Annotated in this window: 43 protein-coding genes and 1 pseudogene; 7 read left to right on the forward strand and 37 right to left on the reverse strand. The window is 69.4% G+C overall.

Annotated elements, in window-relative coordinates:
• Positions 1 to 108: 108 nt before the first annotated feature.
• The 14 genes from traB to ACWCXC_RS31665 form a co-directional block, all read right to left on the reverse strand.
• Positions 109 to 2,115: a plasmid transfer protein TraB gene (gene traB, locus ACWCXC_RS31600; RefSeq protein WP_450891244.1), complete on the reverse strand. Its 2,007-nt coding sequence runs from the start codon at positions 2,113 to 2,115 to the stop codon at positions 109 to 111.
• A gap of 21 nt (positions 2,116 to 2,136) precedes the next feature.
• Positions 2,137 to 2,376, reverse strand: a complete 240-nt coding sequence (locus ACWCXC_RS31605; protein ID WP_450891245.1) for a hypothetical protein — start codon at positions 2,374 to 2,376, stop codon at positions 2,137 to 2,139.
• A gap of 29 nt (positions 2,377 to 2,405) precedes the next feature.
• On the reverse strand, positions 2,406 to 2,924 hold the full coding sequence (gene traA, locus ACWCXC_RS31610) for a plasmid transfer protein TraA (protein WP_450891246.1): 519 nt from the start codon (positions 2,922 to 2,924) through the stop codon (positions 2,406 to 2,408).
• A gap of 40 nt (positions 2,925 to 2,964) precedes the next feature.
• Positions 2,965 to 4,311: a hypothetical protein gene (locus ACWCXC_RS31615; RefSeq protein WP_450891247.1), complete on the reverse strand. Its 1,347-nt coding sequence runs from the start codon at positions 4,309 to 4,311 to the stop codon at positions 2,965 to 2,967.
• 133 nt (positions 4,312 to 4,444) lie between these two features.
• Positions 4,445 to 4,825, reverse strand: coding sequence for a RapZ C-terminal domain-containing protein (locus tag ACWCXC_RS31620; protein WP_450891248.1), 381 nt, complete (start codon positions 4,823 to 4,825; stop codon positions 4,445 to 4,447).
• Between the two features lie 49 nt (positions 4,826 to 4,874).
• Positions 4,875 to 5,096: a hypothetical protein gene (locus ACWCXC_RS31625; protein WP_450891249.1), complete on the reverse strand. Its 222-nt coding sequence runs from the start codon at positions 5,094 to 5,096 to the stop codon at positions 4,875 to 4,877.
• Positions 5,097 to 5,162: 66 nt separating this feature from the next.
• Positions 5,163 to 5,327 (reverse strand): hypothetical protein, encoded by a 165-nt coding sequence (locus tag ACWCXC_RS31630; RefSeq protein WP_450891250.1) that lies wholly within the window; start codon positions 5,325 to 5,327, stop codon positions 5,163 to 5,165.
• 17 nt (positions 5,328 to 5,344) lie between these two features.
• Positions 5,345 to 5,755 carry an NUDIX domain-containing protein gene (locus ACWCXC_RS31635; protein WP_450891251.1) on the reverse strand — a complete coding sequence of 137 codons (411 nt, stop codon included), beginning with the start codon at positions 5,753 to 5,755 and terminating at the stop codon, positions 5,345 to 5,347.
• Between the two features lie 92 nt (positions 5,756 to 5,847).
• Positions 5,848 to 6,147, reverse strand: coding sequence for a hypothetical protein (locus ACWCXC_RS31640; protein ID WP_450891252.1), 300 nt, complete (start codon positions 6,145 to 6,147; stop codon positions 5,848 to 5,850).
• 96 nt (positions 6,148 to 6,243) lie between these two features.
• Positions 6,244 to 6,384, reverse strand: a complete 141-nt coding sequence (locus ACWCXC_RS31645; protein WP_450891253.1) for a hypothetical protein — start codon at positions 6,382 to 6,384, stop codon at positions 6,244 to 6,246.
• Complete coding sequence (locus ACWCXC_RS31650; protein WP_450891254.1) at positions 6,381 to 6,566, reverse strand: hypothetical protein; 186 nt, start codon at positions 6,564 to 6,566, stop codon at positions 6,381 to 6,383. The genes ACWCXC_RS31645 and ACWCXC_RS31650 overlap by 4 nt, the downstream gene beginning before the upstream one ends.
• On the reverse strand, positions 6,563 to 6,724 hold the full coding sequence (locus tag ACWCXC_RS31655; protein WP_450891255.1) for a hypothetical protein: 162 nt from the start codon (positions 6,722 to 6,724) through the stop codon (positions 6,563 to 6,565). The genes ACWCXC_RS31650 and ACWCXC_RS31655 overlap by 4 nt, the downstream gene beginning before the upstream one ends.
• Positions 6,721 to 6,957, reverse strand: a complete 237-nt coding sequence (locus ACWCXC_RS31660) for a helix-turn-helix domain-containing protein (protein ID WP_450891256.1) — start codon at positions 6,955 to 6,957, stop codon at positions 6,721 to 6,723. Before ACWCXC_RS31660 ends, ACWCXC_RS31655 begins: the two co-directional genes overlap by 4 nt.
• Before the next feature lie 166 nt (positions 6,958 to 7,123).
• The gene (locus tag ACWCXC_RS31665) at positions 7,124 to 7,879 is read right to left on the reverse strand and encodes a GntR family transcriptional regulator (RefSeq protein ID WP_450891257.1); all 756 of its coding nucleotides are present in this window, start codon (positions 7,877 to 7,879) and stop codon (positions 7,124 to 7,126) included.
• A gap of 121 nt (positions 7,880 to 8,000) precedes the next feature.
• Here ACWCXC_RS31665 and ACWCXC_RS31670 point away from each other — a divergent pair.
• From ACWCXC_RS31670 to ACWCXC_RS31680, 3 genes and pseudogenes are all read left to right on the forward strand, one after another.
• Positions 8,001 to 8,300, forward strand: a pseudogene (locus ACWCXC_RS31670) (GIY-YIG nuclease family protein); the annotation flags it as partial.
• Positions 8,301 to 8,783, forward strand: coding sequence for a hypothetical protein (locus tag ACWCXC_RS31675; protein WP_450891303.1), 483 nt, complete (start codon positions 8,301 to 8,303; stop codon positions 8,781 to 8,783).
• A 32-nt stretch (positions 8,784 to 8,815) separates the two neighbouring features.
• The gene (locus ACWCXC_RS31680) at positions 8,816 to 9,181 is read left to right on the forward strand and encodes a DUF6907 domain-containing protein (RefSeq protein WP_450891258.1); all 366 of its coding nucleotides are present in this window, start codon (positions 8,816 to 8,818) and stop codon (positions 9,179 to 9,181) included.
• Positions 9,182 to 9,305: 124 nt separating this feature from the next.
• Here ACWCXC_RS31680 and ACWCXC_RS31685 read toward each other — a convergent pair whose 3' ends face one another.
• Positions 9,306 to 9,608 carry a hypothetical protein gene (locus ACWCXC_RS31685; protein ID WP_450891259.1) on the reverse strand — a complete coding sequence of 101 codons (303 nt, stop codon included), beginning with the start codon at positions 9,606 to 9,608 and terminating at the stop codon, positions 9,306 to 9,308.
• Between the two features lie 143 nt (positions 9,609 to 9,751).
• On the opposite strand from ACWCXC_RS31685, the gene ACWCXC_RS31690 reads away from it, so the two are divergent.
• From ACWCXC_RS31690 to ACWCXC_RS31700, 3 genes are all read left to right on the forward strand, one after another.
• Entirely contained in the window at positions 9,752 to 9,931 is a 180-nt protein-coding gene (locus ACWCXC_RS31690) for a hypothetical protein (RefSeq protein WP_450891260.1), read from the forward strand.
• Between the two features lie 145 nt (positions 9,932 to 10,076).
• Positions 10,077 to 10,262, forward strand: a complete 186-nt coding sequence (locus ACWCXC_RS31695; RefSeq protein WP_450891261.1) for a hypothetical protein — start codon at positions 10,077 to 10,079, stop codon at positions 10,260 to 10,262.
• Positions 10,252 to 10,992: a hypothetical protein gene (locus tag ACWCXC_RS31700; RefSeq protein ID WP_450891262.1), complete on the forward strand. Its 741-nt coding sequence runs from the start codon at positions 10,252 to 10,254 to the stop codon at positions 10,990 to 10,992. The genes ACWCXC_RS31695 and ACWCXC_RS31700 overlap by 11 nt, the downstream gene beginning before the upstream one ends.
• Positions 10,993 to 11,398: 406 nt before the next feature.
• On the opposite strand, the gene ACWCXC_RS31705 is transcribed toward ACWCXC_RS31700, so the two are convergent.
• From ACWCXC_RS31705 to ACWCXC_RS31785, 17 genes are all read right to left on the reverse strand, one after another.
• Complete coding sequence (locus ACWCXC_RS31705; protein WP_450891263.1) at positions 11,399 to 11,560, reverse strand: hypothetical protein; 162 nt, start codon at positions 11,558 to 11,560, stop codon at positions 11,399 to 11,401.
• Between the two features lie 22 nt (positions 11,561 to 11,582).
• On the reverse strand, positions 11,583 to 11,897 hold the full coding sequence (locus ACWCXC_RS31710) for a hypothetical protein (RefSeq protein WP_450891264.1): 315 nt from the start codon (positions 11,895 to 11,897) through the stop codon (positions 11,583 to 11,585).
• Positions 11,898 to 11,984: 87 nt separating this feature from the next.
• Positions 11,985 to 12,413, reverse strand: coding sequence for a hypothetical protein (locus ACWCXC_RS31715; RefSeq protein ID WP_450891265.1), 429 nt, complete (start codon positions 12,411 to 12,413; stop codon positions 11,985 to 11,987).
• Entirely contained in the window at positions 12,410 to 12,619 is a 210-nt protein-coding gene (locus tag ACWCXC_RS31720) for a hypothetical protein (RefSeq protein ID WP_450891266.1), read from the reverse strand. Before ACWCXC_RS31720 ends, ACWCXC_RS31715 begins: the two co-directional genes overlap by 4 nt.
• Positions 12,616 to 12,840, reverse strand: a complete 225-nt coding sequence (locus ACWCXC_RS31725) for a hypothetical protein (RefSeq protein ID WP_450891267.1) — start codon at positions 12,838 to 12,840, stop codon at positions 12,616 to 12,618. Before ACWCXC_RS31725 ends, ACWCXC_RS31720 begins: the two co-directional genes overlap by 4 nt.
• A 6-nt stretch (positions 12,841 to 12,846) precedes the next feature.
• On the reverse strand, positions 12,847 to 13,497 hold the full coding sequence (locus ACWCXC_RS31730; protein WP_450891268.1) for a hypothetical protein: 651 nt from the start codon (positions 13,495 to 13,497) through the stop codon (positions 12,847 to 12,849).
• Between the two features lie 77 nt (positions 13,498 to 13,574).
• Complete coding sequence (locus ACWCXC_RS31735; RefSeq protein ID WP_450891269.1) at positions 13,575 to 13,757, reverse strand: hypothetical protein; 183 nt, start codon at positions 13,755 to 13,757, stop codon at positions 13,575 to 13,577.
• Positions 13,757 to 14,206 carry an XF1762 family protein gene (locus tag ACWCXC_RS31740; protein ID WP_450891270.1) on the reverse strand — a complete coding sequence of 150 codons (450 nt, stop codon included), beginning with the start codon at positions 14,204 to 14,206 and terminating at the stop codon, positions 13,757 to 13,759. Before ACWCXC_RS31740 ends, ACWCXC_RS31735 begins: the two co-directional genes overlap by 1 nt.
• Complete coding sequence (locus ACWCXC_RS31745; protein ID WP_450891271.1) at positions 14,203 to 14,571, reverse strand: zinc finger domain-containing protein; 369 nt, start codon at positions 14,569 to 14,571, stop codon at positions 14,203 to 14,205. The genes ACWCXC_RS31740 and ACWCXC_RS31745 overlap by 4 nt, the downstream gene beginning before the upstream one ends.
• The gene (locus ACWCXC_RS31750) at positions 14,564 to 14,893 is read right to left on the reverse strand and encodes a hypothetical protein (RefSeq protein WP_450891272.1); all 330 of its coding nucleotides are present in this window, start codon (positions 14,891 to 14,893) and stop codon (positions 14,564 to 14,566) included. The genes ACWCXC_RS31745 and ACWCXC_RS31750 overlap by 8 nt, the downstream gene beginning before the upstream one ends.
• A complete protein-coding gene (locus ACWCXC_RS31755) occupies positions 14,893 to 15,198 on the reverse strand; it encodes a DUF6011 domain-containing protein (protein WP_450891273.1) in 306 nt (101 codons plus the stop codon). The genes ACWCXC_RS31750 and ACWCXC_RS31755 overlap by 1 nt, the downstream gene beginning before the upstream one ends.
• Complete coding sequence (locus ACWCXC_RS31760) at positions 15,129 to 15,287, reverse strand: hypothetical protein (protein ID WP_450891304.1); 159 nt, start codon at positions 15,285 to 15,287, stop codon at positions 15,129 to 15,131. The genes ACWCXC_RS31755 and ACWCXC_RS31760 overlap by 70 nt, the downstream gene beginning before the upstream one ends.
• A 220-nt stretch (positions 15,288 to 15,507) precedes the next feature.
• Positions 15,508 to 16,884, reverse strand: a complete 1,377-nt coding sequence (locus ACWCXC_RS31765; protein WP_450891274.1) for a replicative DNA helicase — start codon at positions 16,882 to 16,884, stop codon at positions 15,508 to 15,510.
• Complete coding sequence (locus ACWCXC_RS31770; RefSeq protein ID WP_450891275.1) at positions 16,881 to 17,498, reverse strand: DnaA ATPase domain-containing protein; 618 nt, start codon at positions 17,496 to 17,498, stop codon at positions 16,881 to 16,883. The genes ACWCXC_RS31765 and ACWCXC_RS31770 overlap by 4 nt, the downstream gene beginning before the upstream one ends.
• Entirely contained in the window at positions 17,482 to 18,579 is a 1,098-nt protein-coding gene (locus ACWCXC_RS31775) for a hypothetical protein (RefSeq protein ID WP_450891276.1), read from the reverse strand. Before ACWCXC_RS31775 ends, ACWCXC_RS31770 begins: the two co-directional genes overlap by 17 nt.
• Before the next feature lie 79 nt (positions 18,580 to 18,658).
• The gene (locus ACWCXC_RS31780) at positions 18,659 to 19,192 is read right to left on the reverse strand and encodes a helix-turn-helix domain-containing protein (protein ID WP_450891277.1); all 534 of its coding nucleotides are present in this window, start codon (positions 19,190 to 19,192) and stop codon (positions 18,659 to 18,661) included.
• A gap of 86 nt (positions 19,193 to 19,278) precedes the next feature.
• Positions 19,279 to 20,784 (reverse strand): DNA cytosine methyltransferase, encoded by a 1,506-nt coding sequence (locus tag ACWCXC_RS31785; RefSeq protein WP_450891278.1) that lies wholly within the window; start codon positions 20,782 to 20,784, stop codon positions 19,279 to 19,281.
• A gap of 162 nt (positions 20,785 to 20,946) precedes the next feature.
• On the opposite strand from ACWCXC_RS31785, the gene ACWCXC_RS31790 reads away from it, so the two are divergent.
• Entirely contained in the window at positions 20,947 to 21,264 is a 318-nt protein-coding gene (locus ACWCXC_RS31790) for a type II toxin-antitoxin system prevent-host-death family antitoxin (RefSeq protein WP_450891279.1), read from the forward strand.
• Between the two features lie 91 nt (positions 21,265 to 21,355).
• Here ACWCXC_RS31790 and ACWCXC_RS31795 read toward each other — a convergent pair whose 3' ends face one another.
• The 5 genes from ACWCXC_RS31795 to ACWCXC_RS31815 all read right to left on the reverse strand — a co-directional run bounded on the left by ACWCXC_RS31795 (position 21,356) and on the right by ACWCXC_RS31815 (position 23,958).
• The gene (locus tag ACWCXC_RS31795; RefSeq protein WP_450891280.1) at positions 21,356 to 21,595 is read right to left on the reverse strand and encodes a WhiB family transcriptional regulator; all 240 of its coding nucleotides are present in this window, start codon (positions 21,593 to 21,595) and stop codon (positions 21,356 to 21,358) included.
• Positions 21,592 to 22,458 (reverse strand): hypothetical protein, encoded by an 867-nt coding sequence (locus tag ACWCXC_RS31800; RefSeq protein WP_450891281.1) that lies wholly within the window; start codon positions 22,456 to 22,458, stop codon positions 21,592 to 21,594. The genes ACWCXC_RS31795 and ACWCXC_RS31800 overlap by 4 nt, the downstream gene beginning before the upstream one ends.
• On the reverse strand, positions 22,455 to 22,778 hold the full coding sequence (locus tag ACWCXC_RS31805) for a hypothetical protein (protein ID WP_450891282.1): 324 nt from the start codon (positions 22,776 to 22,778) through the stop codon (positions 22,455 to 22,457). The genes ACWCXC_RS31800 and ACWCXC_RS31805 overlap by 4 nt, the downstream gene beginning before the upstream one ends.
• The gene (locus ACWCXC_RS31810; RefSeq protein WP_450891283.1) at positions 22,775 to 23,191 is read right to left on the reverse strand and encodes a hypothetical protein; all 417 of its coding nucleotides are present in this window, start codon (positions 23,189 to 23,191) and stop codon (positions 22,775 to 22,777) included. Before ACWCXC_RS31810 ends, ACWCXC_RS31805 begins: the two co-directional genes overlap by 4 nt.
• Before the next feature lie 131 nt (positions 23,192 to 23,322).
• Positions 23,323 to 23,958 (reverse strand): phiSA1p31-related protein, encoded by a 636-nt coding sequence (locus tag ACWCXC_RS31815; RefSeq protein ID WP_450891284.1) that lies wholly within the window; start codon positions 23,956 to 23,958, stop codon positions 23,323 to 23,325.
• Positions 23,959 to 23,968: the final 10 nt, after the last annotated feature.

Raw genomic sequence — 23,968 nt, forward strand, 5'->3', positions numbered from 1 at the left:
CTCCGAGGGGGTTCTGACACCGGTTCTGACACCTCCGAGGTGTCAGAACCGGTGTCAGACGGTGTCACCGCAGGTCAGAGGGGGTGTCAGCGCTGACACCCCGAGGTGTCAGACCTCCGCCAGCTCCGGGTACAGCAGCCGATACACGCCCGGCTCGTCGGTTTCTGACAGGTGAATCCCGGCATCTGACAGGTCCCCCAGAGCCCCTGACACCCACGCCCGGGACCGTCCGATGCGCTGCCCCTTCCCGAACGGGCCGAAGTCCTTCGGGCCGATGAACTCCCGCTCGGCGGCCCGGAACTCGGCCAGCATCACCATCAGGGCCTCCATCCCGGCCTCCGGGGTGTTCTCCTGCACTGCGGCCGGGGCCTGCCCGAACGACCACGTCTCGGCCGGCGGTGCGATCTCCCGCTCGGCGTCCACGTCGGGCACGAACCCGTCGTCGTCGGGGTCGACGGCGACCATGGCGTCGATCTCGCGGTCGACCTGCTTCTCGATCAGCGCCTTCTCGGCCGCCTCGTTGTCGTCCTTGGACATGACAATGGTCTCCTGTCGCGGGCTGTCAGCGCTGGTCAGGGCGGTGTCAGCGTCGTATCGGGTGCGGTTGGCGTAGGCGTCACCGGCCGCTGCGGCGGTGACCGGGTCGATGGGGGTGCGGGGGACGACGGCGAGTGTGCCGCGGATCTGGTCGTCGTCGATGAGGTAGGTGCGCAGCGGGGTGGCGTAGCGGTCTTCGTCGACGCCGGGGGCGACGAGGTAGGCGTAGCCGGGCTTGCGGTTCTCCCATGCCTCCGGGCGGGCGCCGGCGTCGCGGACGTCGTCGGGGAGGGCCATGTCGGCGGTGGTGGAGCCCTTGACGCCGAAGCAGAGGACGCCGCCGAGCTGCTCGCGAACGTCGGTCGGCATGCTGGTGGCGGAGGGCCGCTGGAGACTGATGATGACGGAGATGCCCGCGGATCGGGCCTCCATGACGAGGCCTTCCATCTCGGTGCCGTTGCGGAAGAACTTCGCAGCTTCCTCGATCCACACGATCATGTACGGCATGCCGAGCTGGTCGAACGCGGCCGGGGTCCAGTTCTTGTAGCCGTGTCGGCCGAGCGTGTCGGCGCGGGCGGTGATGACCTGCGACAAGGCATCGATCATCTGGTTGCCGCCGGCCTCGGTCATCTCGACCCAGTCCAGGTGCGGCAGGAACGGGGCGAACGTCTGCTGCCCCTTGGACGGGTCGACAGCCCACACGATGGCGTCGGTCTTGGTCAGCACTTCGACCATGGCCACGCTGATGCCGGTGGACTTCGCCGAGCCGTTCATGCCCGCGGCCAGGAAGTGCGTCCCGTTCCTCTTCGTGTCCTCGTCGAACGGGAACCACAGGACGGTCTGCTGTCCGTCCTCGTAGATGCCGATGTGGATGGGGTCGGTGATGCTGCCGCCCGGGTTGGACGGTCCGGGCCAGATCGTGGACTGCTTCAGTTCGTCCTTGGGGACGACGATCAGCGTGGCCTGTGCCGCGTCGTCGGGGTCGGGCACGATGCGAATGCTGGTCGGGGACACGCCGAGCTCGCCAGCGATGTGCTTGATGCGGTTACCGAGGTCGTCGGACGTGACCTGGCCGGCGGCCAACTGCAGCGGGGCGGTGACCTTGTTCGGCTCGACGACCGGCTTGGACCGCAGGGCGACCTTGGCGTTCCCAATGGCCTTGACGAGGACACCGGTCTCTGCGGCACCGTTGTCGGCCGTCTTCGGGTCGACGTTGACGCGCAGCGCCTTGCGAACGTTCCACGAGGCGGCGGCCACGGATCCGCCCATGGCCAGCCAGGACAGCTGGGTGGCGCCGAGGGGGTCGGTGAACGTGGCAACGGTCAGGTATGCGGTGCCGGCTGCGGTGGACAGGGTGGCGTGGATGCGGCGCGGCGTTTTCGTTCCTTCGGCGCCGAGCCAGGTGGCGGCGGTGAGGGCCGCGCTCGCCACGGTCATGCCGATCGCGGCGAGCGGGCTGTCACTCCATGCGGTGTGGGCGAGGAAGGTGGCCGGGATTTCTCCGGCGACTGCCAGCCACGGCCGGGTGTGCGGATGTTTCACGGCCTTCCACAGGTCGGCCTTCGGGCTGTCAGCCACGGTGTTCTCCAGATTGAAGGGTCAGTGGGTGTCGGAGTTGCGGACGATTCCGTCGAACGCGTGCTTCGCGGTGACCTGCTGGACAACGTCGGTGAGGTCGAAGTCGACCGTGAGGCGGATCGGGGTGGTGCGTTCGATCTGCTTGCGGTCGCTGTAGTTGCCGGGTTCGAGGGCCAGGCTCTGGGCTTCGAGCTGCTTCGTGGCCGCGTCAAGGATGTTGAGCGCCTCGGAGATCGTGGAAGCGATCAAGGTCTGCCTCATGGGTGTGCTCCTTCCGTGTGAGGGGGGTGTCAGTTCCACCCGAAGGGGCGGCGGGGCTGGGGCTGGGTACGCCCCTTGCCGATCTTCCGGAGCTCGGACTCGTACTCGCGCTCGAACGTGCCGTACAGGGCGGCGAAGTACTTCTGCTTGGCCTTCTCCGCTGCGGCAGCCTTCTTCAGCCACCGGGTCACACGGCGGGCGCGGCCCCGGGATCCTCCGAGCGAACCGCTGGCGTCGGGGATCGTCCGAAGGACGGCCCCGAGGTGATCGGCGTCCATGGCAAGTTCGGTGGCCCCGTTCCTGGACTTCTTCCGGTAGTGCTCGCAGAAGGCCCGGATGTCCTCGTTGCTCATGAAGTCGGAGCCGGGAACTTTGCCGCCGCCCTGCCCGCCGGGGCCCGCCTGCTGTCCGACGGTGCCGCCCTGCTGGGTGACCTTCGTGAAGCCGACGCTGAGGGACGGGTTGAAGCTGCCACCGGTGCGGCTGTTGCTCACGTTCGGCTGGCCGGGTGCGGTGCTGGTGATGGGGCTGCTGGGAGGGGTGGTCACTGGGGTCTCCTTGGTGTGTGACGGGTGCCCGGGGCGGTGTTCAGTTGCCGTTGGCGGCGGCGTTTCGGGCGGTGATGGATGCCTGCTTGCGGGCGGCTGCGACGTACTTCGGGGTGTCGCCGGGGCGGCGCCGTCCAGGGCGCGCCGGCGGGTTGTAGACGCGGGCCGGCTTGGAGGCCGGGACTTGCGATGCACGCTGCGCGTTCGTGGTCTTGCCGAGGGTGTTCACGGGGCTACTGGTGCGCGCCGATTCAACGCGCTTCGCAGCCACGTTCCGGGCGCGGATCGTCTCGGCGGACTCGCCGGGATCAGTGCCTTCGATGTCGAGGTGCGCGCGCCGCCACACAGCCTCCGTGACCGTGGTCTCGCCGAGCGCCGCAGCGAGCCGCAGAGCGTGCTTCCACACATCGGGGAACTCGGCCGCCCGCGTCTCGGCGAGCCGCCTCGCGGTCTCCGCCGCAGCCGTATCGGCGGCCTCCTTCTCAGCGGCCAGCTGCTGTTCCTCGGCAGCCTTCCGTGCGGCCTCGGCACGCTCCTGCTCCCGCAGCGCCCGACGCTCCCGCCAGCTCGGCTTGCCATCACGCTTCCGGATCCGGCCGTGCTCGTGGAGGTCCCACATGCCAGGCCCGGCGACGGAGGCAAGGGCGGTACCGAACGCGGTTGCGGCGTCGAACGCGCCAAGCCCGTGGACGGCGTTGATGGTGGCGGCGGTGAGAGCCCCTACCCAGGCGACGAGCCGGTAGTGCCAGTGCGGGCGGGCGGCGGTGACCGCGGCGGCGGCACCGACGAGGGCCACGAGGGCGATCACCTCGATGAACACGGGTGCGACGAGCAGGTACTCGGCGCCCGGCTTGTAGAAGGCGGTCATCTGTACGGGCAGGGCGACCGCGGCGCAGAGGGCATAGAAGCCCTTCGCGACCCGCCGCCACCGGGTGCTCGACTTTTCGATGTCGCCGGCCTTGGCGACTTCGGCCTGCTGCTGCTCTTGGTCTTGGCGGGCGGCGCGCTGGCGAGCCCGGTCGGCTTCGTCGCGGCGCCGCTGGTGCTCGGCGATCCGCGCCTGGGATGCGGCCCGCTCCTCGGCGGCCTTGCGTTCGGCACGGTCGTTGGCGAGGCGGGCCTTGCGTGCGTCCTCCTCGGCCTTCACGCGGATGGCTTCGGCTTCGGCCTGGGCCTTGATGCGGCGCTCCTCGGCTTCGGCGTGCACGCGGGTACGGATGGCGTCGGCTTCGGCCTGGGCGACGAGGTCGGCTACGGGAGCGGTCTCCGGCGTGGGTGCGGGTTCGGCGACCGGCTGCTCGGCGGGCGTCCCGAGGAGCGCCTGCCAGTCCGTGATCACGGGCAGGGGGCGGGGGTGACCGTTCACCTGGGGCGAGCTGGTCGTCACGGCGGTTCGGTGTCCTTTCAGGCGTGGCGGGTGGGTGCCGGCTTCAGGGGCGACGGGCCATGAGCAACGCGGTGGCGGCGATGAGAGGGGACAGAAACGCAAGGGTGATGAGGAGTGCCATGACGGATTTCCTTCAGCGGTTGATGACGGGCCGGTGCAGGTCGCGGTGGTGGACGGTGACGGTGTGGCCGTCGGCGGTGAGCCGGTCGGCGAGTGCCTGGGCGAAGGTGGGTGCGCGGTGCCTGCCGCCGGCGCATCCGTCGGCAACGGTGATGGGGCCGGTGCTGGGTCCGGCGGCGAACGCGCTGATTGCGGCGGCGGTCGCCGCGATCAGCGGGCCGATGCCCGGGGTGCTGAGGACTGCCGCCCGGACCGGGGCGTCGTGGGCGGTCATGTGCCGCAGTTCCAGGGAGACGTGCGGGTCACGGAAGTGGTGGCGCAGATCGATGGTCATGTGAGCGGCAGGCGGCTTGTTGTGGAGGTAGCCGAACGAGGTGATCTGAACCTGCGCCATAAGGGCGATGTCCTTCCGGTGTTGTGGTGGGTGGTTGGGTAGGTCGGGGTCAGTAGACGGGGCCGTCGAACTGCTCGACGTACAGGCGGATGCCAGGGTGCTTGGCCTGGGTGCGGAGGGCGTCCTGGACGATGCCGTTCAGGGAGCCGGGCCCTCCGTTGCTGCCGAAGGAGAGGAGTTCTCCGGTGGCGGCGTTGTAGATGCGGTAGTTCAGGTCGACGTCGCTGACCGGCTGGCGGTCGACGAGCGGCTTGCCCTGCCACGTGTCCATGGGTGTTCCTCTCGGTGGTGCGGTGGTCCGGTCTGTCGGCTCGGCCGGCCCCCACGGGACGGGTGGTCAGCGGTTGTGCTGGTCTTCGCAGTTCTCGGCCCACGACTGGTGGGTCCAGCAGGTGGTGCGGTCGTCGGCGTGCATGCCGTTGTCCTCGCGCTGGTTGTCGCGCTCAATGGCGTCGTAGAGCTTCTGAGGAAGGTCCGGTCCGAACCTCGTGTGCTTCGGCATGGCAGTCCTTTCAGGGGTCAGTGCTGGGTGGCGGCGATGATGTCGGCGTGGTCGAACGCGAGGGGCGGGAGGTTCGTGAGCGGCCACCACTGGGCGTTGGTGGCGTCGTCGCCGGCCTTGATGGGGGTGCCGGGGATGACGGTGAGGTGGTAGGCGACGGTGACGTACCGGCCGCGCGGGTCCCGGCCGGGCTGGTCGAACACGCCGATCTGGGCAAGCTCGTCCGGGGCCGCGTACACGGCAGCCTCTTCGGCGAGCTCGCGGACGGCGGCGGCCAGGCTGGTCTCGCCGGTGTCGACGTGACCGCCGGGGAGGGCCCACATGCCCTTGTGCGGGGCCCAGCCGCGCTGGATGAGGAGGACGTGGTCGTCGGTCGTGGTGACGACGACATCGGCGGTGTACCGGATCGTCTCGGGGGTCTCGTCCACGGTGTGCCCTTCTACATAGGTGGTTGGGGAGTGCCCTGCGCCCGATTCGTTCGGGCGGCCTCGCGCCGTGTTCCAGAGCTGCCAGGCCAGGTTCAGGCCGCTGCCGGGGTGGAGAGTCCCCGGATCTCGTCCATGAGGCGGGGTGCGCCGGGGTTGGTGTGGTCGAGGTCGATGGCGGCAAGGATGACGTCGGTCATCCGGTCGGTGTTGCCGGCGGACCAAGCGCCGCGGAACTCGTTGAGGAGGGCGATGGCCAGCTGGTCGGTGGCGGCTTCCTCGACCTGGGCGACGGTGATGGACGCCCGCCGCTTGGCGGCCAAGTCGGACACGGTCGCACTGTCGGCGTCGGACAGGGCGGCCAGCGAGGACGTGGACATCAGGTACGGAGACATGGGGGTGCCTATCTATGAAGTGGAGTGGGGTGGAGAGCCGCGGTCGCGGGTGGCCTTGGGGGATGTGGGCTCCCCGCGACCGCGGCGGTCTGTGGTTTAGCGGGTCGTCGCCCTCTGGGCGGACTCGCGCTTGGTGCGGGCGGCGGCAGCGAGCCTGGCCGCCTTCTTGATCCGGCGTATGGCTTGCCTGGTGGCGTGGTCGGCGATGCAGAGGTCGGCGGCACCGAACACGGTCACCACTCCCAGTCGGGCTGCTCGGTGAGCGCGGCGGCGGCCTCGAATGCTTCGCGGGCGCACCGCTGGTACATGGGCAGCGAGCCGGCCGACGGGTGGCCGGGGGTGGAGGCGATTTCGGCGGCGCGGGCGGCGAGCCCTTCGGCCCGGCCTTCCTCGTCGAACGCGAGGGCGGGGGCGATCACCGGACGCTCCCGGCGGTGGCGAGACCACGGGCGCGGCGCAGGGCCTCGTCCGGGTCCGGGTCGGAGTCGCCGGGGGCGGTGCGAACGCAGGAGGCGGCGAGGTGCGCGGCGACGTCGGCGGCACTCATCGGCGAGGACGGGGCAATCGGCGGAGTCATGCCGCCACCTCCGGGGTGATAGCCGAGCTGGACAGGTACTCAACGACGGCGGACTCGGGAACGCGCAGACCGCGAGGGCGGATCTTGCCGCCCCCCATGCAGTGCGCGGCGAGCCGGCCAGACGCGATCAGGTTGTAGACGGTGGAGCGGGAGACGCGGAGGCGTATGGCGACCTCGGCGGCGTTGAGGAATTCGGTGGCCACGATCTCCGCGGCCGGGGCTTCGTGGCTCATGAGGGCTCCCGGGTGATGGCAGGACAAGGAACCGCTTCCAACTTCCACGGGGAGGTTGTCTGCGTGCTCCAAGAGTGCGCCAACTTCCACGTGGAAGTCAATGCCGACATTGCCGGGAGACATAAAAAGCCCCCATCCACACGGATGGGGGCCACAGAAGAGCAGGTCAGGAAGGTACGACGTACTCCAGGACGTAGTTGGAGGCATCCAGGACCATGGCGTTCAGCTCGACGACTCGGCCGTATTCATCCATGGCCGACCGAGTGATCTCAATGACCGGCGTGCCAGGCAGCATCTGCAGCCGCTCCTTCTCCGAGGTCCATGGCATGCGGCAGATAACCTCCTCGACGGACCGCGTCGGCGCGTGGCCTTGGTCCTTAAGCCGAGCCCAGACGCCCCCGGGGCCCGTGTCCTCCTCCTCAATCCGCGTACCATCCGCCAGGTCAGCGGGGATGTGCGAGGTCGAAAGAAGTACCGGCTTCCCGCCCACGGCGTAGTACCGGCTGCGCCTCACCACCTCGCTGCCGGCTTCAATGCCGAGCCGCCCGGCCGTGGACTCATCGACAGCTACGCGCTCGACTCGCAGGCCCAGCACGTCAGGCTGCTTGTCGACAGTGTCGACGCTCCACATGGACCGCCCCTCGCCCCATACCTCGGCAGACAGGCGCTTGCTGGCCTCGCGGCGGATGCGTTCATAGGTGCGCACCCGAGTTGGGGCCCCTTGGCGTCCGACGGTGAGCCCTTCGGCCCGAAGCAGCTTCAGCGCCTGATAGGCCGTATCCCTGCTGACGCCATGGAGCGCCATAAGCTCTTTCTCGCCGGGCACTTTGGCACCGGGAGGCAGGTCGCCGCTCTCGATGCGCGCGCGCAGTTCTTCGGCGATCGTTTCGTAGCCGCCGGCGTCGCGCTTCTTGGCCGTCAAGACACCCTCCGGTGCGAATCACTTGACTTCCACGTGGAAGTCATAGACCGTCTATTCCAGTAGTTCCACGAGCACCCAGGGCCACTGAGCTGCGGCAATACCGCCAGTGGGCTATGCCTGCATGCCCTGCGCACCACTGTACGCACAACGTCCACGTGGAACGCTGCGGGCGGCAGGCAGAAAAGGAGGACGAGTGAGCGAAGAGCGCGTATACGTCATAGGACCCCAGGGCGGGCGGACCGTAAAGATTGGGAGGTCAACTGACATTCCGAAGCGGCAGGCCGACATCCAACGCATGTCCCCCCTGCCGCTCGCCCTTCTGTGGTCCCACCCGGGTGATCACACGCTTGAAACGAGTCTCCATCGGCATTTCTCGGGGCTTCGCGTCCACGGCGAGTGGTTCACCTTCCAGGCTGACCCCGTGACCATGGTGGCCTGGGCGGTGGAGGTAAGGCCTTGGGACCTGCCGAAGGTCAGCCTGAAGCGGCCCCGTCCGCCCCGTCGGCGAGAGCTCCGCCCCAATTCCTACGTCGCGCACCCGAGCGGTACCGAAGCGCTCGCTAAGTGGCGCAGTGACGTCGAAACATCCCTGGCCGGCCTGTGCGCAGAGATCCGCGCGATCCAAGACCCCCTGAAGAGGTTCGCCGCAGTGCGCGACCTGGAGGAGCTTCTTGGAGTGGTCCTACGCGGCGAAACGCAGCGGGCGGTGATCGCCATGAAGGAGAGCGGCCTTGTCTGGCGCGAGATTGGCGAACTGCTCGGAGTCAGCGGGCAGCGAGCTCATCAGATCTCACTCGGCGGTCGCCCCTTGTACGGCCGCAAGAAGGAATCGGCCGGTCAGCAGAAAGGCCGGACGGTCATCACCCGTCCGGCCAGTGCAACCAGCGAGTCATCACCTCGCTGATCAGCGAACCCACAACGTCGAAAGGTCCTGCCATGACTGTACTGCACGACGCGCCCATCGTCCCCGCATCATCCCCGACCACGTCTCATCCGACGGTGTGTCCGTCGTGGTGCAAGGATCGTCATCGCCCGTTGGCTCATCACTTCGGCCCGACGTCGACGGCGCATTGGTCCCCGCAGGTGCATCTGTTGAATCTGCGGCCTCTGGATGGCTCGGCCGGCGTGATGTTGCGTGCCGAGGTGTACCGCGGGGATGAGGGGTCGGCCGTGGGCGAGCCAGTGTTGTACGTCCAGGGTGAGTCGGACATCGACTTGTCGGCGGACGAGGCGGATCTGTTCATCGCCCAGGCGCAGGCGTTCGTGGACACGCTGCGGGTGCTGCGCCGGAAGATGGGCTGATCGGCCCCTGTGGGTCTCACGGCCGGGCGGCCTCTGCTGCCCGGCCCCTTCTTCTGCCGGAGCGGGAAGGCCCGCACCATCGGCTCCCCGCACATGATGGCGGGGCGTCTTCAGTGCCGGGGCCTCAAGCCGTCTGCCGGTATTGGATCTTCAGCTGGTCGTAGACGTCCGAGTCGACGGAGACGGCGAATGATGGGGCCCAGACGTCCTCGACTCCGGGCGAGATACCTTCGTGCGCCTTCTCGCCCACCTGCACCTGCGTGCTCCACCGCTTCCACCGGGGCGCTTCGACGAGTACCCAAAGTTCGCCTCCGCGCTGTTCCATGCGCTTTAGCTTGGCCTTCACGGATCCACTGTTCGCCGGAAGCCGCAGTTCGACGGTCGGAAGAGGTTCTGGCACGTCGAAAAATCTGGTGATCTCGCTCATGCCTTCGTTACGGCGTGGCGGGCCGGATAGTTGCGCGCCCTGGGCCGCATTCACCCGGATGCCCACTCTCACGCTTGAGCCTCCGGCGTATCGGCCTGTCAGGCTCGTCGTGTCCTCGCGCTGGCCGCCCCGTTGTCCCTGGCATGGACTTCTCCCCCACGCCCACCGACTCGTACCCGGCCGACCCCCGCCTGCCGCTGCTCACCCTGCCGGAGGCCCGGGACGCGGTCCGCCTGCTGATGCATCTGGCGGACGACACCGAGGCGGGGCGGGAGGCGAGGGAACTGGCGCTGGAGGTTGGGGCGCGACTGCCGGCGGGGTAACTGTCCGCTTGCCGCACCCGTGTTCGCCTCTTCGGTTACGGGTACTCATGAGGTTGGCCCCGCACGGGTGACTTGTTCTGGGGTCGCCCGCATGATTGTCAGTGGGTCCTGCTTGACTGTGGCCATCGAACCCGGGGAGCGAGTTATGCCGACTGTGATCCATCGGACGCGCAGTGAGCTTGAGGCCCAGCGTGAGCAGTTGCTGGCCAGCGTGAACATGACCTACGAACAGCTCGCGGAACGCGCCGCAATGTACAGCCTGAGCATGGATGAGCTGGACGTTTGGCACACCATCGAAGGTCTCGACTACCTTCTCGATGGTGACTGCTGACGAGGCTAAGGCCCTTGATGCGCTGGCGGCAGGTTTCGCCGACCAGATGACTGCCCTGACGCGGGGTGTCCTCGGTGAGGACACCCCGCGTTTCCATGCGATCAACATGGGTTCCAAGGTTCAGGTCTCACCGATAGCGGAGAGCAAGGTCGTTCAGCGCATCCCGATCCGCATCGATGGCGAGGAGCGTCTGAGTCTGGGCGTTCGATACTTTTGCTGCTGGGATGGCGCAAGTACGTTCATGGCGACGGATCTTGCCGACGTGCACGTGTTTTACGCGGGCATCACCGATCCCTTGGTGCGGTTCGAGTACGTGCGGAGCAGCAACGAGCCGCCTGGTGCGCACCTGCACGTGCACGCCCACCGGGACGAGATGGCGTACTTGCTGCGCCTGGCGGACAAGGGCCGGCCCAAGCAGGGGCTCAAGCGAAATCGGCTGCCGCGACTTGCCGAGATGCACCTCCCGGTTGGAGGTCACAGGATGCGGCCGTCCCTGGAGGACGTGCTTCTTTTCCTGAAGCGAGAGTTCGCGATCGACACGGCTCCTGGATGGGAGGCTGTGATCGACGAGCATCTACAGAAGTGGCGGCTCATGCAGCTGAAGGCCGCAGTGAGGGACGCTCCCGACTCTGCCGCCCGGGTGCTGCGCGCGCTGGGGTACACGGTGGTCGAGCCGTCGGTCCCTGGAGCCCGGCAAGCACCGGAAGAGATCAAGCTTTTCTGGCCGTAGAAGCCGACCGGCCCCCACTCAACCAAGTGGGGGCCGTTTCGCGTCCAGGGCATGCGCTCACGGTTTCCCGCGAAGCATGGCGCCGATGACGGCCGGCAGGGCGCGTAGTACGGCTACGACGTCGCTGCGACTTGCCCGGAGGAGGGCGACGATGCCAATCAGTGTGACGCACAGCAGGGCGAGGAAGGGCTAGCGGCACTGTGGTGGCGAGCAGGGCAAGGGTTTCCACGGGGTCTCCTGAGTGAGGGTGGGTTGGGGCATAGCAACGCCCCGTCCAGATGTGGCGTGGACGGGGCGTTTTTGGGTTGTGGTGGTGCGGTTATGGCTTGCGTGGGTCGCAGTGGCAGCTGCACGTCTTGGGGTGTGCGGGGGTGGCCGCCCGGGTGGGGTCCGGGCGGCCGGTGGGTCAGGCGGGGTACTGCTCGCGGTACAGCTCGGCGCATTCGCGGTGGACGCCGGTCATGCGCTGGCCCGCTTTGCCGTAGCAGGCGGCGCCTCGGACGCTGCCGCAGCGGGAGCAGGCGACCATGTACTCGGGCCGGTGGACGGTCGGTTCGCGGTGGGTCATGTGGGCTCCTTCGGGGTGTGGGTCAGGCGGTGGGCGGTTCGGGTTCGACGGCGCGGGTGTGATCGGCGAGCCGGTGCTCCCAGGAGGGCTGTGCCGCCTTGCGTTTGGCCAGCCAGGTGAGGGCCTGGGCGGGGTCGGTGGTGGTCGGGCTGTCTTCCCAGGTGCCGCCGTAGGGGCGCGACTGCACGTAGTACTCGGTGACCTTGGTGGGGGTGGTGGGAGTGGCGGGGTGGGGGGTGGGCAGTGCGGCCCGGATGCGGGTGGTGGCGGCGTGGATGGTGGGGTCGGTGGTGGTGGCGTCGATGAGGTCGAGGTCGGTGTGGACGCTGGTCGGCACTGAAGCCGGGGGTGGGGTGGGCTTGGCCTTTCACGCGTTGATGGCACGGGCGGCGAGCTGGTCTCGGCTCATGGCCATGGGGCCTCCTCAGGTGGTGGGCTGCTGCGCGACGAGGGCTCGGGTGGTGGGGCAGGGCCAGGTGCCGCATCCGGCGGCGCAGGAGCGGCCGGGGGTGTCGGGGTAGGCGTCGTGGTGGAGTTCCCGCACGCGGGCGTTGGCGGCTTCGGCGGTGACGGTGCGGTCGACGAGGCGTGCGGCGTGGTCGGCCCAGTGGTCGCGGGCGCGGCGTAGGCGGTCCCGGGCGGCCTCGGCCTGCTCGGCGCGGGACTCTGCAGCCCATGCGGCCTGGACGGCGCCCTTGTAGGCGCGTTTGTTGCTCTCGCAGACGGCCTCCAGCGTGGTGATGCGGGCGGCCATGTCGGTGATTCCGTCGGCTAGCAGCGCCCCTTCGGCGGGGAGGAGGACGCCGCGCCTTGCCCGGTCGGCGAGGTGGAGGAGCTGGTCGCGGTCGGTCATCGGGTCGGCTCCTTGCTCTTGGCGGTGCAGGTGGGGCAGCGGTCGTGGCCGCGCGGGCGGGTCCAGCCCTGCCGCCGGCCGTCGGCCCGGACCTGCGCGGCGGTGCGGGAGACGAACCGGGCGGGGACGGCGGCGCTGTCGGAGCAGTCGTCTTGGCCGGTGGGTCCGTCGCAGGCGATTTCGTAGCCGATGAGGTGGGCGGTCACGGCTGCGGCTCCTCGGTCGCGGCCCGGTAGTCGCACAGGCCGCGATCACGCCAGCGGCATACGGTCAGGGTGGCGCGCACGGTGACGCCGTCCGCGTCCTGCCAGGAGTCGTATCCGATCGTCAGCGCGGCTCCTCGGCCGCACTTCGGGCACCGGGTCCGTTCGGCGCGGCGGCGCTTCGCGGCCCTCTGGGGTCCGCTGTCACGGCGAGTCTGTCCCATGGCGTCTCACTGCTCCTCGGTCGCGGCGGTGGCGGCGTGCGGGCAGTCGGCGTAGTGCCCGGCCGGGGCGAACTCGGGGCCCGCGTCGGCGCAGGTGCACCGCTCGGTCTCGGTGGGCTGTGCCTCGTCGGCCAGGCGGCGGAGCTCGGCGGCCCGGTCGCGGATGGCGTCCCACGGCGCCCCGGTGCCCAGCCCCAGCGCCTCGGACAGGGCCAGGCGGTGCGCCTCGGCGGCCTCCAGGCGGCGGAGTGCCCCGGGCAGGGCGTCGCGGCCGAACGTCGCCCGCCACTGCTCCACCTCGGCCCGCAGCTCGGCCACCTCGGCAACCCAGTCAGTGGGCGCGGCAGGGGCAGACGCGGGGGCGGCGACCCGGTGCGGGGCGGCAGCAAGGGCGGCAGCCGTGCTGACGTAGCCGTGGTGGTGGCCCTCGCGCGGCTCGCCGCAGTAGCCGCAGAGACCGATTGTGTCCTCCTCGGGCGTCGGGTCCGTGGTCGGGGTGCCGAGCACCTGCCGGGCCACGGTGGCAGCGGCGTCGGCCAGGGCGTGCACGTCGCTCTCCTCGTCCAGGTCGGCGAGCGTGCCACCGCCCTCGTTCAGGCTGCGGAAGGCCGCCGCGATCCGGTCGCGCAGTTCGTCGGCGGGGGTGGGTGTGGTCATCGGGTGCCTCCAGGCGGTGCGTAGGGTGGTGGGGCGCCCCGGCCGGATACGACCCGGCCGGGGCTGCGTGCTGTGGGTCACGGGGCGAGGGCGTCGTCGGCCGCGCGCAGAATCTCTGCGAACCGGCGGGCTGCCTCGTGCTGGGAGAGAAGGCCCGGGTGGGGCTCCAGGACGGCGAGGAGGTCGCGGACCTCGGCGGCCTCGATCTCCACGTGGATGCGCTGCTCGCCCGTGCGGCGGTTCATGTAGACGCGGTCCATCAGGCGGCTTCCCAGAGGGTGCGGGCGATGTGGTCGGTGCCGTGGGAGTCCCGGGGCCGTGACGGGCAGTCCCAGCCGCGGCGTGCTGGCCGCTGGGCCACGACTCGCCACCCGGCGCCGCGCAGGCTGGATCCGGTCTCCCCGTCCTGGGTGTAGGTGATGAGGCGGGTGTATCCGAGGGCTCGGGCGGCTCGCCAGCAGGTTCCGTAGAGGAGGCTGTTGGCGTTGCGGGTGCCGTCGGTGGCGGTGCGGGTGACCTCGTCGGTCTGCCCGTTGTCGAGGTGGCGGGCGACGGGTCTGCCGACGATCGCGACCCCGCGGAGCACTCCGTCGTCGTCGGCTGCTCCGACGCAGAACAGGGCGCCGGGCGGGGGCGGGTGGTGTCGGTGCCACGTCGCCACGAATCCGGCGGCGTCGCGGAACCGGACGGGGACGAGGTGCAGGGTCACTGTGTGCTCCTGGTCTGCTGGGCCTTGTGGGCGGCGGTGCGGGTCTGGTGGACGTCGTGCCGGCGGGGACAAATACCGGAGTGGCTGGTGCAGAGCTGGCCGGGCTGGCTGCCGCAGGTGGGGCAGGCGACGGCGAGGGCGGGGAGCCGGTCGGTGTGGTCGGGGTCGACGTGGGACAGGGCGATGCAGGCGCCTTCGCCGTCGACCCAGACGACCGCGGTGTGACCGCCGAGGACTTCGGCGGCGGATCGGGTGCGGGTCAGGGTGCCGTCGCCCTCGCGGACGCCGGGCCAGACACGGACCGGGGTGCCGACGGGGTGGGCCTTGTTCCAGCGGGCGACGGTGGTCGCGGGGCGCTCAGGCATCGGTGGCTCCCGGGGTGGCAGCGCGGTGCGCGTCGCACGGCTCGCAGGCGGGGACGCCGCAGTCGCGGCCGTGGGCGTGCTCGGTGGCCTGCGTCCAGGCGTAGCCGTAGTGAAGGACGACGGCGTACATGACCGGGTCGTGCTCGCTGGTCGAGTTGAACCAGCTCTGAGCGAAGCCGGCGTTCAGCTCCTGGGCGAGGTTCAGGGCGCCGCCGAGGGTTTCGCGGTCGTGGATGTCGTCCATGCCGGACACCCACACCGCCCATTCCTGGTCGGGATAGCCGATGCGGTCGGGGGTCTCGCCGAAGAGGGTGGTGGTCATCAGAGGCTCCAGAGGGTCGGCTGCATGGGCTGCAGCGGGAGTTCGGTCTGTCCGTCGATGTGGTGGTCGGGCTGGGGTGTGGGGATGCGGGGCGCTGTGCGGCTCCGTGAGCGCCTGTCGCACACCGGTCCGACCCCGGCGGCCCGGGACTGCTCCGTGCGCAGCAGACGCCCGCACACACGGCACGACGGGGCAGGTACGCGGCCAACCGTCGGACCGGTCCCCCGAGTGGCCTTCACGCCACGTCTTTCTCGTAGGCGCCCAAGTTCCGGTTCGTCGACCAGATGTGGCCGCAGGCCGGGCACTGGTAGAGGTGGCTGTCTTGGTTGCCGCGGTGGTGCTCGGCTGCCGGCTGGATGCTCTGTTGCTGGCAGTTGGGGCAGTTGTCGGTCATGGGGGTCCTCCGTTCTGGCAGCCGGTGCAGGGCTGTGGTGTGGGTCCGGTGGCGGCGGTGCCGCAGGGCCAGGCGCCGGGGCGGCTGATGTGGAAGCGGGGCTTCGGTTCCGGCTTGGGTTCGGCTTGGCGCTGTTTCGGGGGACGGCCGGTGAGGGACCGGAGGTAGTCGAGGAGGTCGCCGTCGGCCCTCATCGCGGCGATGTCTTCGGGCGCCGCGGTCACGTAGCAGCCATGTCGAGGAAGGACGCGTAGTGCAGAGCAGCCGCAGTGGTCACGGTGCCTGTCGGTCCGCCGCGGTGCTTGCCGACGATGAAGTCGGCTTCGCCGGCGCGTGCGGATTCCTTGTCGTAGGCGTCCTCGCGGTGGAGCAGGATGACCATGTCGGCGTCCTGCTCGATCGCCCCGGACTCGCGGAGGTCGGAGACCTGCGGCTTCTTGTCGGTGCGCTGTTCGGGGCCACGGTTGAGCTGCGCGAGGACGATGAGGGTGATCCCGAAGTCCTTGGCCATGAGCTTGAGTCCACGGGTGAGCTTGGAGACTTCGGCCTGCCGGTTCTCTGCCTTGGGTGCCTGCATGAGCTGGAGGTAGTCGATGATGACGAGCCGCAGTCCGACGGTGCGGATCATGTGGCGGACGCGGCCTCGGAGGATTTGGAGCGACAGGGTTGAGCAGTCGTTGAGGTAGAGCGGCGCCTCCGCGATCTTGGGGGTGATGCGGGCGGCGCGGGCCATGCCGGCGTCGTCGACGATGCCCTGCTTGATGTGGTGCAGTCCGATGCGGGCTTCGGCGGCGAGGATGCTGTTGGTCATCTCTTCGTCGCCCATTTCCAGCGACTCGAACAGGGTGGGCACGCGGTGCTTGATCGCGGCGGCGCGGGCGATCCCGAGGCCGAGCGTCGACTTGCCGATCGCGGGGCGGGCGGCGATGACGACGAGTTGGCCGGGGGCGAACCCGCCGCTGAACATGGCGTCGAGGTCCATGAACCCGGTGGGAATGCGGTTCTCGTTCGTGGGCGGGGTGATGGCGCGTTCGAGGGCACCGCCGATGAGGTCGCCGACGAGGGACGGGGTGCTGGCCCCGTCCTGCCGGGTGAGGCTGTCGAGGGCGTCCTGCGCGGCGGCGATGTCGACGTCGGGGTCGAAGCCGGCGGACCGGCCGCGGAGACCGATGTCGGCGCCGAGGGCGAGGTAGCGGCGGGCTACGGATGCCCTGGTGATCTGCTGGGCGTGCCAGGCGGCGGCGGAGTAGCTGGGCCGGGCTTCGTCGTAGAGCCGGAACAGCTGGTCGAGGGCGAGAGGCACGATCGGCAGATAGTCGGTCGCCTTCCACGCCTGCAGCTGCCGGTTGACGGCCTGCCAGCGGATCTCGTCATCGGTGAGGTTCTGCCGGATTTCGTCGACGGCGTTCCATACCCACCGGTAGCGGTCGTCCTGGATGTCGGCGGGGTCGAACTCGCCGCCGAGTTCGTCGATGAGGTCGGGGCGGGCCATGACGGATGCGACGAGAATGCGTTCGTCTTCGAAGACGGACGGGCCGCCGATCGGTGTCGTTGCGGGTGCGTCGTCGATGGGGGCGTCCCACATGTCGGTGGTCATGCGGCTTCACCTCGCCGCCGGTCGTCGCCTTCCAGTAGGACGACGCTCCCCCGGCACATCTCTCCCAGCCGGGACGCGACCCGCGGGCCGGTGACCGGGCCGAGGTCGGCCGGCAGCACATCGCTGGTGATGATCACGGGGCGCTGGTTGATGTACCGCTCGTCGAAGATTTCGAACAGGCGCTCCTGCGTCCACTCGGTGGCCTTGGGGGCGGCCAGGTCGTCGACGAAGACGAGGTCGGCATCCTGCAGCGTCTTGATCAGGGTGCGACGGACCTCGTCCGGGCCGTCGGGCCGCAGGGCATCGAACAGGGCAGTCGACCGGTAGGTGTAGATGTCCGCGGACCCGTTCCACGCCCGGTCGGGGCCGTAGAACGCCTTGAGCCACAGGCGGCACGTCTCCCATGCCGTGTGCGTCTTCCCGACACCGATGGGTCCGGTGAGGAAGAGGCTGGTGCCGCCCCAGCCGGCGACCCAGTCGGTGACGTCCTTGGGGACGTTGATGCGCTGGCGGTAGATGAGCGGGGTGGTGTCGTGGAAGCGGGTGAGGGCGCCGTGGGCTCGCTGCTGGAGCCATTCCTTGCGGAGGTCGGGGCCGTCAGAACTGGAGCGCACGCTTCTTCTCCTCGTCGGTCATGTGGCGGGGGGCGGTAGGGGCGGCGGGCTGGACGCGGCCGCGCTGGGCCTGGAGGCGCAAGGTGTCGTACTGCTTGCGGAGTTTCGGCATGGAGTGGATGTTCGACTTCCAGAAGTCGTTGGCCTGGGACCAGCGGATGGCGCCGAGGACGTCCTCGAGAGCCACGCCGTCTTTGTCGATCAGGAGGCGGGCGGCGTCACGCCACTCCTTGTTGATCGTCGGGCGGCGGCAGCCGTTGGCTTCCATGAGATCGGCGAGCAGGGTGCATGCCTGCTCGACGTCGGGGCGAATCTGGGTGATCGTCGCGCCGACCGGCTCTGCCGTGTCGGAGGCATCGGGTTCCTCGGCCGGGTCGGCCCCGAAGGGCTCATCAGCCCACACGTCTTCTACGGGGTTGGTGGCAGGGGTAGGGGCAGGGGCAGGGGAATGCGCGCGTGACGCGGGCGCGCGCCCGCGCGTAGAGCCTTTCGGACCCCCTTCGGCAGGGGTATCGGAGGGGGTTACGGAAGGGGGTGCGGAGGGGGTTCCGGACCCCCTTCCCGTGGGGTCCGGGGTGGGGGTGCCGAAGGCCCGGCGAAGGTCGTCGATGTGGCTCTGGACCTGCTGCCGGATCGACGGCCCCTCACCGCCAGCCCGTACCTTCGTCGGCTCGTTGCTGAGCTCGTGCAGCGGGATGCGGTCCATCTCGGCGAGTAGCGCCAACTGGAGCCGCTTGGAAGAAATCTCCAGCGCTCCGGAGACCGCAGCGCCCATGACCTTCGGCTGCTTCCAGACGCCGTCGTTGCGGATGAACGAGCGGATGAGGAGTTCTTCGGTGTCTTCGTCCACGACGATGAAGCGGGCGTCCTCCAGGGCGCTGATGCGCTTCTCCAGCTCGCCCACGGTGAGACCCCGGGCCTTGCGGGACCAGCGCCGGAGCGTGAGGTCGAGCAGGCCGGCGTGGTTGAGGTTCGGCTGGGAGATGAGGAACAGGTAGAGGCGCTGCTCGCTCTCGTCCAGGTTCCGGAAGTCCTCGTCCTCCCAGATGCTGGTGAGGATCCGGCCGTGGCCACGTGCCATGGGGTCGTCTTCTTTCCTGCGGTACGGATAGGTCGGGCGGGGGCGGTGTGGGGCCCGCGGCAGGGTCAGGTGGGGGCGGTCACGCGGCGGCGCCGATGTTGCTGTCGGGCGCCTCGGGCACATGGGTCCATCCCTGGCGGCTTACGACGCGCGAGATCGTCGGATGGCTCACGCCGTACTCAGCCGCCAGTACCTTCTGCATCTCGCCGGCTGCAGCTCGGGCGCGGATCTCGGGGATTTGCGCCTCGGTGAGCTTGCTCGTGCGCCGCCCGGTGCCTCGCGCCTGCCGCCCCTTGCCGACCATGTCGGCTGCGTTGTCTGCCGCAGTCCCCGCGGAAAGGTGGTTCGGGTTGACACAGGGCGGGTTGTCGCAGGCGTGCAGCACGTACAGTCCCTCGATCTCAACGCCTGCGAGCTGCAGTGAGGCGCGGTGCGCCTTCACGGTGGGCCCGTTGCGCCGCTGGGTGTTCGGTCGCATCACGCCGTAGCCGTGCTCGTTGAGGGCGCCGGTCCACAGCCAGCATTCGTCAGGGCCGCGGCGGTCGACCTTCGACCAGAAGCGTTCGGCGAACGTCAGGCGTTTGGGGTCGTCGGTGGTGCCGGTTCGCTTCATCCGCTGGTCGTGGGTGTCGCACAGGCCGTTACGGCGATGGGGCTTGCCGCAGTCCGGGACGGAGCAGGTTCGAGTGGGGGCGCCCATCACAGGGCCGCCTTGACGCGCTCGGCAAGCCACTGCGCGGTGTTGACGGACACCGCGTTTCCGGCCTGCATGGTCTGCTCGCCCTTGTTCCCGTGGACGATGTACTCCCCAGGGAAGCGCTGGGCGAGGAGCTGCTCGCGCGGCTGGATCATGCGGTAGTGGCAGTCCTCCAGCACTGGTGCCGGGCCGAGCAGCGCGGCGGAGTCGCGGGTGCTCATGGTGTGCAGCGGGTCGGTGACGGTCCGGGCCTGGTTGCCGTTGCGGTACGGGACGACGAGCCAGTGGTGGCGGCCCTGACCGGTCACAGTGTCGACAGGTTCCGAGACGTGGCGGGCCTGGGAGTGGGCGCGGAGGGTGACGATGAACGAGTCGTCGGCCTGCGGCGGCGTCACCAGGGCCTCGAAGCCCTTCGGGTTCGCGAGGCGGGTGCGCATCGGCTCCGCCGTCGTCGTGGCCGTGGTGTTCCACGTGCCGCCCGCCGGCACGAGGATGGCGTCGCCGATCTTCGCGGTGCGAGCAGCCAGGGGCGCCGTGTCGGCCACGTAGGCCCGCCCGTCGTGCCCACCGTGGTTGACCGTCAGAACCATCCGCTGATCACCGAGCTGCGACAGCCCGGCACGGATGCGCTTCACGGTGTTCGCCGCGAGAGGGCGGAGCCCATGTTCGGGGCGGTCGCCGATGCGAACGCCGAGGTTCGACCAGTCGATGATCGACGCGGCTGGCCGGACGTAGGGCTCGACGATCGTGTGCCTGCACCGGGTCCCGTTGGGGCAGCGGTACACGTACTGCTGTCCGTACTTCCCGAGGTGGCGGACGCCGGGCTTCTTCCATGACTGGAACGCCTCGACGGTCTCCTCGCACACGGGGCACCAGGCTGGGGGGCGGGGCTCGACGTCAGGGAGCGGGATGTCCTCGCGGGTCAGGACGATGTAGATCCGGTCCCGCCACTGCGGCGCGGCCGGGTTGTTGTCGCCGCCCGCGTGCGCGGAGGAGATCGACACGAACTGGTACCGGTACCCGAGGGTGCGCATCCCGGCGAGCCAGATGTCGAACAGCTCCCAGTCGGCCGCCTCCATGACGTTCTCGACGAGGACGGCCTTGTACCTGTTGACCTCGGTGGCGCGGATGACGTCCCAGAACGTGGCCCGGGTGCGGTCGAACGCCCCGGAGGGGACGTGGCCGAACTCCTCCAGGCCGAGCTGGCCGTGTCCGGCGTCGCTCTTGCGGGCCTTGCGGCGGCGTCCGCCGGCAGGGCTGAGCTCGGTGCAGATCGGGGAGGCCCAGAGGACGTCGGTGCGGGGCAGGCGCCGCATGTCGTAGTTGTTGATGTCGGCGCACAGGTGCTCGGCGTCACGGTGGTTTGCGGCGTGGGTCTCGATTGCGGTCGCCCAGTGGTTCGCGGCGAGCTTGAGCTGGTACCCGGCGGCAACGAGCCCGGTTGAGGAGCCTCCTGCGCCGCAGAAGATGTCGGTGAAGGTGAGCGAGCTGTCGTGGTTGAAGGCCACTGCTGGTCTCCTCTTGGAGCGGGTGGTCTGGGACGTTGAGGCACGCGGAACCAGGCCCCTGGGGGCGGTCACGTTCGGCCGTGGCAACACTCTCTCACCATTCTTTAAACTTTGGCAAGAGTCGCCATACTGGGAAACAGGGCAATGGCTTACACTCTTGCCATGTCCGCCGACCTGGAACCGAAGATCGCCGCCGATGGCGTGCAGGAAGTGCCCCTCACCAAGGCCCGGCCCTTGCTGACGCGCCTGATCGAGCAGGCTCGTGAAGACGGGCTCGATAGCGCACTGACCGTCCGTGGCCGTCGCCGGATCTACTTGGTCACGCCCGATTTCTACGAGCGGGCGGCGGAGGACCGACGGACCGTTGAGGCGCTGCGCCGGTACATCGACGAGATGCCCGACGAGAAGCGCCGGCACAAGATGACCAATGACATCGAGCGCCTCCGGGCCAATTTCGCGGCTGCGGACGCCGACGACTGACACGTCCCCTCCTCTCTCTCCCCCGCCGCGGCGGGGTTTTGTCGTGCGTGCAACGCGGTGTGGCGGGCCACCTGGTGGTGACCCGCCGTTGTCATGCCGCTTTCGTCTCGGCACGCCGCGCCCGGGTGAGCCGGCGGAGTTCCTGCTGGCCGAGCCCGCCCCACACACCCCAGCGCTCGCCGGCCTGGATGGCGTAGTCGAGGCATTCGCGTCGCACCTCACACGCCATGCAGGTGGCCTTCGCGTCCTTCGCGGAGCCGCCTACCTCGGGCATGAACAGGTCCGGATCGGTCTGACGGCAGAGGGCGTCCACGCGCCAGTCGGTGCTCATGCCGCCGCCTGAGTGCGGTCCCGGCGCTCGCTGGAGCGAAGTTCGCGGACGATGCCCTGCACGGTCTTCAGCGCAATGTTGAGCCGGGCGGCGATGTCCTTCTCCGCGATGCCGAACTGGTTGAGGTGCTCGATCTCGGCGCGGCGGACGGATGCGAGCTCGTTCCGGGTCAGCGCCCTGACAGGTGCCGCGGTCGCAGGCCGTGCCGCAGGGTCGTCGATGGCGTCGTCGTCCCACGCCACAGCTGTTGCCCAGCCCTTGCTGAGGGCGACCCGGCGGGCGACGTCGGACGGCCCCGGGCGCATGGCGTGGGTTCGGTACAGGGCCTGGATGGCGTCGTGGTAGGCGCGCTGTACGGACTTGGTTCGACCTGCGGAGATGTCCCGCAGCCCCGTGTAGGAGAGGCCGGCCTGGGCGGCCGTCCAGGCGAGAGGCCAGCCCATAGCGGCGAGTGCGTGGCTGCGGCGCATCGATCCGATCGACGAGACCGTGCCGTCGGGGCGCTCGGTGGGAACGAGTCGAAGGATGGCCCGCGCCGTTCCGAAGTGGACGGTGGATGCGTCGGACTTCAGGATGTTCCACACCGTTTTGCGGTTGAGGTCTGCCGCGTCCGCGACTTGCTGGCCACTCCATCCGTGGTCAAGGAGGATGCGGAGGTGCGTGGCGACGGTGTCGCGGTTGGCGTAGCCGCTGGTGCCGCGGCTTCGGCGCAGCTCGCGGAGCTTGTCAGCCCGCCGCATGGCGGTGCGGCAGTCTTCGCAGCGGCAAGGCTGCCAGCGGTTGTGCCGACGGGGCCCGCTGTAGCGCGAGGGGGTGCCGTGAGGCGGGGGCTGGTAGGCGGCGGTTCGGGTTGTGGTGCTCATTTCTCCCCCTCGCGGGTGTTAGTGGTGTGGATTTGCTGGTGGAGGTGTTCGGCGAGCTGGTTGCCTGCGGCGGCGATGATGCGGTCGGCCTGGTCGGCGACCCGGTTGAGTCGGTGGGCGCGGGCGGCGTACTCGCGGCGTTCGGCCCGGTCGCGGCAGCGGTCGGCGACCCAGCGGAGGCCGCACCAGACGGCGGCGCCGGTGGTGGCGGCGAGGAGTCCGGGGCCGAGGGTTGTGGCGGCGTTGATGGCCATGTCGCCGGCTGCGGCGTTCACGGCGAGGATCTGGCCGCCAGTGAGTAGGGCGTCGAGGCCGTTCATGCAGCCACCTCCCGTCGTGCTGCTGCGGTTCCTTTCCAGGTGCGGACGCCTGAGTGGTGGGTGGTGGGGCGGTCGGAGCACGCCCAGCCGGCGGTGCGGATGTAGCCCTCGTCGCGTAGCAGGGTCATGAGCCGACCCCAGTGAGCTTGCGGGTTCGGGGGGTCGGGAAGCTTGTGAGCGTCAGCGACGGAGTAGCAGGTGAAGGTCCGGCCTGCAGCGGCCACTGCTATGAACTTGGGCCAGACTTCTGCGAGCCAGGCTTCGTAATCCTCCGACTGGCAGCGGGAGGTGGTGGCGGGGGCGACGGGGATGCTGCCGTCGAGGGCAGGCTGGATCGGTGCTGTCATGTCATCGGTCTTATGGCACCCCTCCGACAGATTTTGTTTCACGGAACGTTTCACGATCTTGGCCACGGTCTTCCTCCTGCTCCGACGGGTGTGAGTGCTCTGTGGTCGTCACGGTCGTGGGTGACGTCCGTGTGGTCTCCTGGTCTGGGGCAGCCCCGTATTTCGGGTACGGGGCTGCCCCGAGGTGCGGGTGGGGGTTAGAACGGGACGTCGGTGGCAGCCGGGTCTTCGGCGGGGAGCAGCGGCCGGTGGAAGATGTAGATCGCGTCGAGCGTCGACGTGTTCCCGATGGCCTTGCAGTGCATGAGCGGCCCCTGATCGAACTCGCCGGTCCACTCCCAGTTGTTGCCGTCGCAGTCGATCCACGACCGGTTCAGGTCCCAGATGGTTCCGCTGAGGTCGGTCCACTTCTTCGTGTCCGGGTTGACCTGGTCGTGGGGTCCAATCCAGGCGTTGCGCGGGTCGATGCCCCGGTCTTCCAGGCGCTCGTCGACTGCCTGGTCGATGTTCTGCCCGTAGGTGTCAAGGTCCCGAGTCAGGTCTCGGGCGGATCGCCACGCGTACAAGTCTTGGCGGCCGAGGTTGTCGGCGACGTGGTCGACGATGATGCGGCGCATGTTTGCCAGGTCGTTACGGAGTTTGCTGTTGGCGTCACGAAGGTCGGCGAGGGTGGCCGCGTTGTCCTCGTCGCGGGCGAGGGTGGCGTGGACCAGGGCCATGCGGAGGTGGTATTCGGTGGCGACCGGGTCTGCCGGGTGCGCGGTGTCGGGGCCGGTGATGAACGAGCCCTTGCTGAGGTGCTTTTCGGCTTCGGCCCTGTGGTTGGCGGTCATGCTCGTGGTC

It is taken from the genome of Streptomyces sp. NPDC001515, assembly GCF_053597115.1.

Bases quoted from the DNA above. Each gene is read 5' to 3' on its own strand.
- ACWCXC_RS31605 (WP_450891245.1), bottom strand. From the start codon at position 2,376: ATGAGGCAGACCTTGATCGCTTCCACGATCTCCGAGGCGCTCAACATC.
- ACWCXC_RS31620 (WP_450891248.1), bottom strand. From the start codon at position 4,825: ATGGCGCAGGTTCAGATCACCTCGTTCGGCTACCTCCACAACAAGCCG.
- ACWCXC_RS31625 (WP_450891249.1), bottom strand. From the start codon at position 5,096: ATGGACACGTGGCAGGGCAAGCCGCTCGTCGACCGCCAGCCGGTCAGC.
- ACWCXC_RS31630 (WP_450891250.1), bottom strand. From the start codon at position 5,327: ATGCCGAAGCACACGAGGTTCGGACCGGACCTTCCTCAGAAGCTCTAC.
- ACWCXC_RS31640 (WP_450891252.1), bottom strand. From the start codon at position 6,147: ATGTCTCCGTACCTGATGTCCACGTCCTCGCTGGCCGCCCTGTCCGAC.
- ACWCXC_RS31655 (WP_450891255.1), bottom strand. From the start codon at position 6,724: ATGACTCCGCCGATTGCCCCGTCCTCGCCGATGAGTGCCGCCGACGTC.
- ACWCXC_RS31660 (WP_450891256.1), bottom strand. From the start codon at position 6,957: ATGAGCCACGAAGCCCCGGCCGCGGAGATCGTGGCCACCGAATTCCTC.
- ACWCXC_RS31680 (WP_450891258.1), top strand. From the start codon at position 8,816: ATGACTGTACTGCACGACGCGCCCATCGTCCCCGCATCATCCCCGACC.
- ACWCXC_RS31685 (WP_450891259.1), bottom strand. From the start codon at position 9,608: ATGAGCGAGATCACCAGATTTTTCGACGTGCCAGAACCTCTTCCGACC.
- ACWCXC_RS31690 (WP_450891260.1), top strand. From the start codon at position 9,752: ATGGACTTCTCCCCCACGCCCACCGACTCGTACCCGGCCGACCCCCGC.
- ACWCXC_RS31695 (WP_450891261.1), top strand. From the start codon at position 10,077: ATGCCGACTGTGATCCATCGGACGCGCAGTGAGCTTGAGGCCCAGCGT.
- ACWCXC_RS31705 (WP_450891263.1), bottom strand. From the start codon at position 11,560: ATGACCCACCGCGAACCGACCGTCCACCGGCCCGAGTACATGGTCGCC.
- ACWCXC_RS31715 (WP_450891265.1), bottom strand. From the start codon at position 12,413: ATGACCGACCGCGACCAGCTCCTCCACCTCGCCGACCGGGCAAGGCGC.
- ACWCXC_RS31725 (WP_450891267.1), bottom strand. From the start codon at position 12,840: ATGGGACAGACTCGCCGTGACAGCGGACCCCAGAGGGCCGCGAAGCGC.
- ACWCXC_RS31730 (WP_450891268.1), bottom strand. From the start codon at position 13,497: ATGACCACACCCACCCCCGCCGACGAACTGCGCGACCGGATCGCGGCG.
- ACWCXC_RS31735 (WP_450891269.1), bottom strand. From the start codon at position 13,757: ATGGACCGCGTCTACATGAACCGCCGCACGGGCGAGCAGCGCATCCAC.
- ACWCXC_RS31745 (WP_450891271.1), bottom strand. From the start codon at position 14,571: ATGCCTGAGCGCCCCGCGACCACCGTCGCCCGCTGGAACAAGGCCCAC.
- ACWCXC_RS31750 (WP_450891272.1), bottom strand. From the start codon at position 14,893: ATGACCACCACCCTCTTCGGCGAGACCCCCGACCGCATCGGCTATCCC.
- ACWCXC_RS31760 (WP_450891304.1), bottom strand. From the start codon at position 15,287: ATGACCGACAACTGCCCCAACTGCCAGCAACAGAGCATCCAGCCGGCA.
- ACWCXC_RS31765 (WP_450891274.1), bottom strand. From the start codon at position 16,884: ATGACCACCGACATGTGGGACGCCCCCATCGACGACGCACCCGCAACG.
- ACWCXC_RS31775 (WP_450891276.1), bottom strand. From the start codon at position 18,579: ATGGCACGTGGCCACGGCCGGATCCTCACCAGCATCTGGGAGGACGAG.
- ACWCXC_RS31780 (WP_450891277.1), bottom strand. From the start codon at position 19,192: ATGAAGCGAACCGGCACCACCGACGACCCCAAACGCCTGACGTTCGCC.
- ACWCXC_RS31790 (WP_450891279.1), top strand. From the start codon at position 20,947: ATGTCCGCCGACCTGGAACCGAAGATCGCCGCCGATGGCGTGCAGGAA.
- ACWCXC_RS31795 (WP_450891280.1), bottom strand. From the start codon at position 21,595: ATGAGCACCGACTGGCGCGTGGACGCCCTCTGCCGTCAGACCGATCCG.
- ACWCXC_RS31800 (WP_450891281.1), bottom strand. From the start codon at position 22,458: ATGAGCACCACAACCCGAACCGCCGCCTACCAGCCCCCGCCTCACGGC.
- ACWCXC_RS31805 (WP_450891282.1), bottom strand. From the start codon at position 22,778: ATGAACGGCCTCGACGCCCTACTCACTGGCGGCCAGATCCTCGCCGTG.
- ACWCXC_RS31815 (WP_450891284.1), bottom strand. From the start codon at position 23,958: ATGACCGCCAACCACAGGGCCGAAGCCGAAAAGCACCTCAGCAAGGGC.